The sequence below is a fragment of the Psychromonas arctica DSM 14288 genome, from assembly GCF_000482725.1.
Taxonomy (GTDB): domain Bacteria; phylum Pseudomonadota; class Gammaproteobacteria; order Enterobacterales; family Psychromonadaceae; genus Psychromonas; species Psychromonas arctica.
Genome location: NZ_AXWP01000058.1, coordinates 26,614 through 37,036 on the forward strand (window position 1 = coordinate 26,614; position 10,423 = coordinate 37,036).

The window sequence follows — 10,423 nt, forward strand, 5'->3', positions numbered from 1 at the left end:
TAACTCCACTAAATAAACTAGCTGTTCAATAGCTGTTCAACTAAACAACGGAGTTATGATGAGCTTAATACTAATTTTAATAGGCGTTATCGCCTTTATAGTAGTGACCACTACAAAATATAAACTACATCCCTTTTTGGCGTTACTATTATCAGCTTTTATCGCCGCTTTTGCTTATGGCCTACCTTCGTCAGAAATAGCAAAAACAATCGCAAGTGGCTTCGGCGGTATACTGGGCTATATTGGATTAGTCATTGTTTTAGGCACGATCATAGGGGTTATTCTAGAAAAAAGTGGTGCAGCTATTACCATGGCTGAATATGTGATTAAAGTACTTGGAGAACGCTTTCCAACGTTAACCATGACAATCATCGGTTATATTGTTTCTATTCCTGTATTTTGTGACTCTGGTTTTGTCATACTCAATTCGTTAAAAGAATCATTAGCAAATCGTTTACAAACATCAAGCGTTGCCATGAGTGTCGCATTAGCAACGGGCTTATACGCAACTCACACGTTTATCCCACCGACCCCAGGCCCCATTGCAGCCGCAGGTAACCTAGGTTTAGAGTCAAACTTGGGATTAGTAATTGCTGTTGGTATTGTTGTCGCAGCAGTTGCTGCATTAGCAGGTACATTATGGGCAAACAGATTTAAAGATGTTGAACCAGATGCAATACCTGATGAAACACAGGCAACGCAACAATCATGGACAGAACTTAAAGCATCCTACGGCGTATTGCCTACAGCTGCACAAGCTTTCGCACCTATATTTATTCCTATTCTATTAATATGTGGCTCATCAATTGCTAAATTCCCAAGCCAACCATTAGGCAATGGTATCATCTTCGATATATTGGTCTTTTTAGGTGCCCCAATTAGTGCCCTGTTGATTGGTTTGGGCTTTGCATTACGGTTATTAAAATCTGAGAAGAAGTCAATTGAACTCGGTGAACATATTAGTAAAGGGATCACGGTAGCAGCACCGATTCTTTTAATCACCGGTGCCGGTGGTGCATTCGGAGCGGTGTTAAAAGCCACGCCTTTAGGCGAGTATTTAGGGGTTACGTTAACCGGATTGGGGATCGGGATTTTTATGCCATTTATCGTTGCAGCTGCATTAAAATCGGCACAAGGATCCTCTACGGTCGCTTTAGTAACTACTTCAGCTCTTGTTGCACCATTATTACCACAATTGGGGCTAGATTCCGAAATGGGTAGAGTATTAACAGTGATGGCGATTGGTGCCGGTGCAATGACAGTTTCACATGCCAATGATAGTTTTTTCTGGGTGGTTTCTCAGTTCAGTAAAATGTCCGTAGGCTTAGCTTACCGGGCACAAACAATGGCGACGTTGGTACAAGGTATTACCGCAATTATCTGTGTTTATTTATTAAGTTTAATATTGTTATAAATAGAGGTTGATATGAAAATAGTCATTGCTCCCGATTCATTTAAAGAAAGTTTAACCGCCAAGCAAGTCTGTCGTGCAATTGAAACTGGCTTTAAACGTGTTTTCCCAGATGCGAGCTATGACTTAATCCCTGTCGCTGACGGTGGTGAAGGTACAGTGCAATCTTTGGTTGATGCTACAAATGGTCAGCTAATCCACCTTAAAGTTACAGGGCCTATAGCACAGCCTGTGGATGCCTTTTATGGGTGGTTAGGAGATGACAGCAATACGGCGATCATTGAAATGGCCGCTGCAAGTGGCTTACATCATGTTCCAGCTTCCTTACGAGATCCTAAAAAAACGTCCAGTTACGGTACAGGAGAATTAATAAAAGCAGCATTAGATCAAGGTGCGAAGAAAATTATTATTGGGTTAGGAGGCAGTGCGACTAATGACGGTGGTATAGGTATGTTAAGCGCACTCGGCATACAGTTTATAGATAAGCATGGGCAACTGATAGAAACTAATGGTGCAGGCTTACATCACATTAACACTATCAATATTAACGGGTTAGATAAACGGTTAACGAGTTGCGAAATATTGGTAGCTTGTGATGTAGATAACCCTCTTTGTGGAGAACACGGTGCAAGCCGTGTATTTGGCCCTCAAAAAGGGGCTACAGATGAAGATATTCAATATTTAGATATTGGCTTAAAACATTATGGACAGTGTATTAAACAACAACTTAATATTGATGTGCTTAACCAAGCAGGATCTGGTGCTGCAGGCGGAATGGGTGCTGGATTAATAGCATTCACCAATGCGACGTTAAAACCAGGTATTGATTTAGTATTGGATGCAGTTCAATTGAGTCAATATATGCCTAATACAAATCTAGTGATCACTGGTGAAGGCCGTATTGATAACCAAACGATTTATGGCAAAACACCGATGGGGGTTGCTAAAATAGCAAAAAAATTTGATATCCCGGTGATTGGTGTTGCGGGTAGTTTAGGCAAGCATCATCAAGCAGTTTATTCATGTGGAATAGATGCGGTATTTGCTTGTATTCCAGGGGTAATGCCTTTAGAGCAAGCATTTGCAGAAGCGCAAACTAATCTTGAAAATTTATCTGAAAATATTGCTAAATGTTGGTCTATCAACCCTTGTAATAGCACGTTAATTAAATATTACAGCCAATCTTAAAGTCGTATTAATCGAATATAAAAGTGTTATTGAAGGTTACATACGTAAAGGCTCTAGTAGCCATTACTTTAATAACAGCCACTATGAAAATAAAGGGGCTTTTTTGATAAACGTTATTAACTCTTTAAATTGCGCTTTAAAATAACTACTACGCTCTCTAAGTAGAATGAAACAAATAACAAAGTAAATACTTGGCTCGATTAAGCCCGACTTTACTGACCAGTAATAATGTACTGTGCCCAGTAAAACTGCGATGTAAACCCAGCGGTGTAAACTAAACCAAGCCTGTTTCATTTTACGCTTAATTGAAGTGATTGAAGTAATACTAAGTAACAACAAAATGATCCAAGCTAACATACCTAAACTTAAGTATGGTCGTTTAATTACTTCATCAAATAATAAAAATACTTCCCAATTTAATTCCAACCATAAAAATGCAATTAAGTGCAAGCATAACCAAGCAAACGAATATAAGCCTAAAACACGCTTTATGCGCCCTAATAAGGGTTGCTTAAAGCGTTTACTAATGGGGGTTATCGCAAGCGTTATTAACAAGTAATTTAAACCTGTTTTCCCCAAGAAATGGATCATCTCTTTAACAGGGTCTGCACCTAACTGATTACTATCAATTAACAGGTAGAAATACAATAACACCGATAGCGAAGCGATATGAATAATCGCTTTTATGAATGTTATCGCCAAAGGTGGTATTTTATTCATGATTAATGCGCTCTGTTATAAGTTTATAAGATTAACGAGATCAGGTTTAGAAATTACGTAGAAGATCCATACCTTTATACAGATGGCCCACTTCTTCCTCATAACCGTTAAACATTAATGTTTTTTGTCGAGTTTGTTGGAATACGTTTCCTTCACCGATAAAGCGTTCGTTTGCTTGGCTCCAACGAGGGTGATCAGCTCGCGGATTAACATTAGCAAAAAAACCATACTCATCAGGGCCAAGCGCTTGCCATGTATTAATGGGTGCTTTATCTGTTAGCGTTATTTTTACAATTGATTTAATGCTTTTAAAACCATACTTCCAGGGCACAACCAAGCGAATAGGCGCTCCATTTTGCGGTGCTAATGTTTTGCCATAGAGACCTACAGAAAGCAATGCAAGCGGGTTCATCGCTTCTTCAATGGTTAAACCTTCAACATATGGAAAGTTAATACTGCCCCCGACGAACCTAGAAGCTTGCCCACGCATTTGGTCTGGGTCAAACACAGTTTCAAAGCGCACATACTTAGCATCGGACTTAACACCCGCTTGCTTTAATAGCGTTGCCAACGTGAAACCTAACCAAGGAATATTCATCGACCAAGCTTCAACACAACGCATGCGATATAAACGCTCTTCGATATCGAATTTTTTCAGTAAATCTTCGTAGTTTAATGTTTGTGGGTTATCCACTAAGCCATCAATAGTTAATGACCAAGGATCAACTTGAAATTGCTGACTATATTGAGCGGGATCCCCCTTCCCTGTGCCAAATTCATAAAAGTTATTATATTGAATAACTTTATCTTCAGGCGTCAGTGATGTGAGCGATTGGTAATTAGTATTTTTAGTAAATGATAATGCAGAGCGTTGGAATAATGCATTTTTATCCTGATCATTGCCACTAGAAAAAATATCGAAAACACTGGCACTAGCAGGTTTAATAAAAGGGATAGTTAAAGCAGCAAGGCCTAGACCTTTGATAATATGGCGGCGCTCTTTATAGACTGACTCGCCAGTTAATTGTGATTCTTTTAATTGCGACTTTTTAGTGTGTTTTATTAGCATCTTTTATCCTCACTCAGTTTTCACTTCGACTGTATAAAAAAATAGACCGCTAAAACACACTTTATATTTCATGTGATTAAAAAATAGTGAAAGTTTATAGGCCTCCCCTATTTATAAATGACAGGTTATAAATCACAGGTTAAACGCAAAGACTGCTGACCGCTTGCCCAATATTTACGTTCAAAAGGTGTAATTGCTTGTTCTGCAGTATAAATTTCAGTCTTACTATCAACGTTAGCTAATTGTAATGCCCGTTGAAACTCTTCAACATAAGTAAACCAATTGCTGCGCAAATCAAGTTGACCACCTAATTTAATTATCGATGGAAAAACCGCACTTCCATGCCAACGACGTTGTAAATGTTTAGATTTAGGCCATGGGTTAGGATATAGCAGATAATGATGTGAAAGAGTCCAATTTGCGTCCACCGCTAGGCGCCAAAAATCATTTAAATTAACTTGCAATAAACGATAATTATCTAAGTCTTCAATAGAAGCTTCTCCATCACTAGGATGTTTTGATAACCGGTCTGCAGATTTATCCATTCCCAATACAATCGCCTCGGGGTGTGCTTTTGCAATATGGTAAGTACTTTCACCAACACCACAGCAAGAGTCGAATATAATCGGTTTAGCTTGTTGCTCAACCCACTTTTCAACTTCCTTAAACGCTTCTAGAGTATGCGTTTGGTAAGGCTTTTTAAAGTCATGCTGTAAATGCTTTAACACCACTTCATCTAATTTCTCGTGTAACCCCACTTGATTAGACGTAATAATTCTTGAGTCACCAGTAATGTCATTCATGAACGAATACCTGCACCTTTTTTAAGTAATACGGCAGCTAACGTGTAACCGATAATGATAAAAGTAAATATCACGGTAAATGACCAAATTACAGGCACATCAGAGACGCCTAGAAACCCATAACGGAAAGCGTTGATCATGTAAAAAACCGGATTAAAATGAGACACGCCTTGCCAAAACTCAGGAAGCAGTGAAATAGAATAAAAAACACCACCAAGATACGTTAAAGGTGTTAACACAAAGGTAGGAATAATACTAATATCATCAAAGGTTTTAGCGAAAATTGCATTCAATAAACCACCGATAGAAAAAAGAATAGAAGTACAAAGTACACTCGCTATCAATACCAATACATTATGGATATGTAAATCAACGAAGAACAAAGAAACTAAAGTAACAATAAACCCAACCATCAAACCTCGCGCAACACCGCCTCCAACATATCCCCAAATAATAAGATAGTTTGGAACCGGTGCGACTAGCAGTTCTTCAATATTACGCTGGAATTTAGCACTAAAGAATGACGAAGCTACATTTGAGTAAGAGTTGGTGATCACTGACATCATGATCAAACCTGGAACGATAAAGGCCATATAGCTAAACCCATTCATTTCACCAATTCTTGCCCCAATAAGGTTACCAAAAATAACAAAATACAAAGACATAGTAATAGCAGGTGGGACTAATGTTTGCACCCATATGCGCAAGAAGCGATTAACTTCTTTAGTCCAGATACTTTTAACTGCTATCACATATTGTTTATTTAGCATCAATAACTCCATTTTTAACTAACTCTAAAAATAATTCTTCTAAGCGATTGGATTTGTTTCTAAGACTTTTGACTTCAACACCTTGCTTTGTTAGTAATTCAAAAACATTATTCAATGAATGGGCTTTAGCTAACTCTAATTCGACAGTTCGATCATCTATTATGGTTAGTTTGTAATCTTTAGTTTCTGGTAAATGTGCCGTAGAGTTAACATCTAAAATGAAAGTCTCATTCTCTAAACGACCAATTAATTCCTTCATACTGGTATTAATCACTAATTCGCCTTTATTGATAATACCAATATTACGACATAAACTTTCTGCTTCTTCTAAATAGTGAGTTGTTAAAATAATAGTGACTCCCTGTTTATTGAGTTTAGTTAAAAACTCCCACATCGAGCGGCGTAATTCGATATCAACACCTGCAGTAGGTTCATCGAGGATCAATAATTTTGGTTCATGCATTAATGCTCTGGCAATCATCAGACGTCGTTTCATCCCCCCAGATAACTCTCTTGCAGGTTCATTGCGTTTTTCCCATAAGTCGAGTTGCTTTAGATACTTTTCTGCTCTGATAAAAGCTTCTTTTCGCGGCGTACCATAAAAGCCCGCTTGATTAACTAATATCTGTAATGGCGGTTCGAATGGATTGAAGTTAAATTCCTGTGGTACTAAACCAATTTGGCTTTTGGCAGCTTCAAGTTGTGTATCGATGTCATAGCCGAATACGCGTACCTGGCCTGAGCTTTTATTCACTAACGATGAAATAATACCTATAGTTGTTGATTTACCCGCACCATTTGGCCCTAACAGAGCATAAAAGTCGCCTTCAGCAACTTCTAGAGAAACACCTTTTAGGGCGACAACACCGCCTCTATAGGTTTTAGTTATATTTTGAAGTTCGATTGCATTCATTACAATATAAGCCTTAGTGATTGATCGTTCATGCGTTGCAATAATGAAATTGGAGCGATGATTGAAAATATGGAATAACAGTAAATTGTAACATTAATAGCTAATAAAAATAGGATTAACAAATACTGAAAAATTGTAAGGGTTTATTAATATAAAGTTTAATGAGAGTGTTCAATTAGCCAGTATTATATAATTTATTAATAATGAACCGAGATGTTAAAGGCGCATAAAAACGTCCAAATCAATATTCAACTTAAAGCAAAGACCCTTTCAAATAATACTAAAATCGATAAAGCAAAAAAATTCAGAAAAATATTCCACTAAAAAACTTCTTTACTAAGCTGTCACGGTTGATTTATGACAAACACCTCTTAATGAGTAAATTTTTAATTATATTTACTAAAGATAATGTAACATCTGCCGATACATTTTTTTGTAACTTTGTAAGTTTTAGTAAAAAAACACAAAAAAATGAACAAGTTAAAAAAATAGTAACGCGCATGGCGCATGAGATGGCCCCAAAAAATCAATTCGCACTGAAAGCCTAATATTGGCGATGACCGTTGCATTTAAAAAAGTGCTTCATGGAGAAGATATGAAAGAAGTTAGATTCCGTAATGTAGATAAACTATTTATAAAGATGTCTATTAATGACAAGTTTTGGATCATTTTAGGTTTATTTTTAATTGTGTTAACAGCGCTGTCATTTAGTCGATACCAAAATGATTTACAACAAATCGAAAAACAATCAATGCTTGCCTTAGAAGGTGAGTTGTCAGGTATAGTTTTAGCATTGGAGTCTAGTAAACAACTAAGCAAGTTGAACTCATTTAATATAACAGAATCCAGTTCAAAAAAAGTATCTTCCCGAAGTAAAGAAAAATTAACAGCCGTTATTCAAATTAATTCCGAAAAATATGTTTCATTAACTAAAGCGGTATCATCACAAGAAAAAGCAGCAAAACAACAAGCCTTAAATTCTTTGTACTTATCATACCTTTGGATACTCCCCTTTGCTCTTGTTCTGTATTGGACCGCAACTTTTCTCGGAGGCGCATTATGGGTATTATGGAATACGACTGAAAATATTTCCAAAGGTGACCTAACTTCTCGTTTAGGCTTTCACCCTGGTAGAGATGAGTTTGGCACCATTGGCTGTGCACTTGACGATGCGATGGACACTTTAACTGAATTAGTAGAGATAGTTAAAGAGAATGCAGAAACGCTTCATCACGCTTCATCTTCTTTTGCGAATGAAACACGTCAAAGCGAAGAACATATCAACAATCAACATGTTTCGCTCGATGCGATAGCTACAGCTATGGAAGAAATGACAGCATCATCACAAGAAGTCACCGACGTTTCTAAAAAAGCATCACATCAGATTGAAAATAATTCAGAATATATTAAACAAAGTGACAACCGCGTGCAGCATGCAGTGAAAGAGATCCAACAATTATCTTCTTATATCGAGCAAACATCTGACTCAGTGATCACTTTGCAAGAGAATACGATAAAAATTAATGACGTAGTCACAACCATCAACTCTATTTCAGAACAAACTAATTTACTTGCGCTTAATGCAGCAATTGAAGCAGCCCGAGCAGGAGAAATGGGGAGAGGTTTTGCAGTTGTTGCCGATGAGGTTAGAACCTTAGCGGGTCGGACTCAATCTGCAACACTTGAAATTCAATCAATGATTGAGAACTTACAGTTAGAAACCAATAACATTTCAAATATGACTCAAAATACTGTCAAACAAGCACAAATAAGCCGAGAATTGATTGTAGAGATTGGCAGCGATGTTAATTCTATTAAAGAATCTTCACAAACGATCAATGACATGAGCTATCAAATATCTGTTTCTTCGGAAGAGCAAAGCTCAGTCTCTAATAATATTTCAGAGGAACTGAGTGGTATTCGCTTACAATCTAATACAGTTAAAGACTTAGTAAGTCAGTCTGCGAAAGGCGTAGTTAAATTATCTAGCGCATCGGAAAATTTAGGAAAAATTCTAGCTCGCTATCAAACTAAATAGATAATTTACGTTATCTATTTAGCGATATATACCCGTTATCTTTCAATTTCTAAAAGTCAGTAAACCGCAAGGTAGACCGATAATGGATAATATTGACAACGGGTATGCATCGCACAAGGATTAAAATAAATAATTATAAATATGAAAAACGCTGCTTAATCGGTGAATCTAACTTATTTGATGATACGTTAAATGTTTTATCTGCAATGGTCTGATCATTCAATGTTATAGTCATACGCCACGGGCCACATTTATCTTCAATGGGAGCCCAAATAGTATCTCCCAGATAAAAGTCCCAATCATTATTGGTAATATGTACTTCTCCAGTAAATGCAGGTCGAACATTTCCTTTAACATCATAAATACCAGGATGATCGATACAGTAAAAAGGTTTTTTACCGCGAGCATTTTTCACATTAATGATAAATCCAAACTCAATATCAATTTCCGCAGGAATATCAGTTGTAAATTCAAGTACTTTAGGTAAAGCTTTAGATTTAGCTTCCCATTTAGAATGAATACCATAGGTTTGCATCTTGATCTCAGGCTTTTTCTTGGCCATATTTTCCCGCTCATTAATAACTATATGAAGAATTATAGCCAATAAAGAACTTATAAAATAGAGACTTGTGCGGAAGTACTTATAAGCCTAAGTCTTCTTTACACACAAAACCTACTATTCTAAACAACAATTAATATGAAGAGCTTCACACTCATAAAACGATACTGTGCATCATTCACCGTATCAATGGCATTGAAGGATTGCTATTACGTACGCTTTGCCCATCTCATGCTCGAGGTCTCCAGAGCTCTAAACGAAAAGCCCCTGCTGACATAAGTCAACAGGGATTGTTCTGAATACTATGCAAGCTTGGCGATGGAACGGTCGTCGCAGAGCTCCTCCGCTCGTCAACCTTGCCTGTCGGCAAACTCGCCCTACTTTCTACGTGGCTCATAAATCAACACAATTAAAAAAGCCCCACCGGAATTAACCAGTGGGGCTATTTTAAATTAGGCGCTTGGCGATGGTTGGAGATTGCTCATGACCCATCGCTATCGCGATATTCGCCCTACTGTCGCACTAAAGGATGGCCACTGCGTGGCGCTTTATTTATCCCCTGCTCAAGCAGGACATCACCACCAAAAGCCCTAAACGAAAAAATCCCTGCTGACATAAGTCAACAGGGATTGTTCGTATTAGGCGCTTGGCGATGACCTACTTTCGCATGGGGAGACCCCACACTATCATCGGCGCAGCTGCGTTTCACTTCTGAGTTCGGCATGGGATCAGGTGGTACCACAGCGCTATTGTCGCCAAGCAATAAAAATTAATTAGAAAAGCTAAATGATATGTTCTAATGCGAGTGTTCATTCTCAAGTAAATACATTATGTAAATATGCTTTCACAAGCGTATATTTTAACGTCTTCTTTGACTTGTCTTGGTCACAAAACAACACTACTTAGGTGTTGTATGGTTAAGCCTCACGGGTAATTAGTACAAGTTAGCTCA

General features: G+C 37.6%; 9 protein-coding genes and 1 rRNA gene. 3 read left to right on the forward strand and 7 right to left on the reverse strand.

Annotation, left to right across the window (positions count from 1 at the left end; translation table 11 throughout):
- Positions 1–58: 58 nt before the first annotated feature.
- Both H592_RS0109120 and H592_RS21910 read left to right on the forward strand, forming a co-directional pair.
- Complete coding sequence (locus tag H592_RS0109120) at positions 59–1,414, forward strand: GntP family permease (RefSeq protein WP_028868505.1); 1,356 nt, start codon at positions 59–61, stop codon at positions 1,412–1,414.
- A 12-nt stretch (positions 1,415–1,426) separates the two neighbouring features.
- Positions 1,427–2,599 carry a glycerate kinase gene (locus H592_RS21910; protein ID WP_051369105.1) on the forward strand — a complete coding sequence of 391 codons (1,173 nt, stop codon included), beginning with the start codon at positions 1,427–1,429 and terminating at the stop codon, positions 2,597–2,599.
- A gap of 81 nt (positions 2,600–2,680) precedes the next feature.
- Here the strand turns inward: H592_RS21910 and H592_RS0109130 are convergent, their stop codons facing one another.
- The 5 genes from H592_RS0109130 to H592_RS0109150 form a co-directional block, all read right to left on the reverse strand.
- On the reverse strand, positions 2,681–3,319 hold the full coding sequence (locus H592_RS0109130) for a protein-methionine-sulfoxide reductase heme-binding subunit MsrQ (RefSeq protein ID WP_028868506.1): 639 nt from the start codon (positions 3,317–3,319) through the stop codon (positions 2,681–2,683).
- A gap of 46 nt (positions 3,320–3,365) precedes the next feature.
- A complete protein-coding gene (gene msrP / locus H592_RS0109135; protein WP_028868507.1) occupies positions 3,366–4,388 on the reverse strand; it encodes a protein-methionine-sulfoxide reductase catalytic subunit MsrP in 1,023 nt (340 codons plus the stop codon).
- Positions 4,389–4,513: 125 nt separating this feature from the next.
- Complete coding sequence (gene trmB, locus H592_RS0109140) at positions 4,514–5,191, reverse strand: tRNA (guanine(46)-N(7))-methyltransferase TrmB (RefSeq protein WP_028868508.1); 678 nt, start codon at positions 5,189–5,191, stop codon at positions 4,514–4,516.
- Complete coding sequence (locus H592_RS0109145; RefSeq protein ID WP_028868509.1) at positions 5,188–5,961, reverse strand: ABC transporter permease; 774 nt, start codon at positions 5,959–5,961, stop codon at positions 5,188–5,190. The genes trmB and H592_RS0109145 overlap by 4 nt, the downstream gene beginning before the upstream one ends.
- A complete protein-coding gene (locus tag H592_RS0109150) occupies positions 5,951–6,874 on the reverse strand; it encodes an ABC transporter ATP-binding protein (protein WP_028868510.1) in 924 nt (307 codons plus the stop codon). The genes H592_RS0109145 and H592_RS0109150 overlap by 11 nt, the downstream gene beginning before the upstream one ends.
- A gap of 595 nt (positions 6,875–7,469) precedes the next feature.
- On the opposite strand from H592_RS0109150, the gene H592_RS0109165 reads away from it, so the two are divergent.
- A complete protein-coding gene (locus H592_RS0109165) occupies positions 7,470–8,912 on the forward strand; it encodes a methyl-accepting chemotaxis protein (RefSeq protein WP_028868511.1) in 1,443 nt (480 codons plus the stop codon).
- A gap of 133 nt (positions 8,913–9,045) precedes the next feature.
- Here H592_RS0109165 and H592_RS0109170 read toward each other — a convergent pair whose 3' ends face one another.
- Together H592_RS0109170 and rrf are read right to left on the reverse strand one after the other, a co-directional pair.
- Complete coding sequence (locus H592_RS0109170) at positions 9,046–9,474, reverse strand: DUF3859 domain-containing protein (protein ID WP_028868512.1); 429 nt, start codon at positions 9,472–9,474, stop codon at positions 9,046–9,048.
- A 641-nt stretch (positions 9,475–10,115) separates the two neighbouring features.
- Positions 10,116–10,231, reverse strand: a 5S ribosomal RNA gene (gene rrf, locus H592_RS0109175).
- Positions 10,232–10,423: the final 192 nt, after the last annotated feature.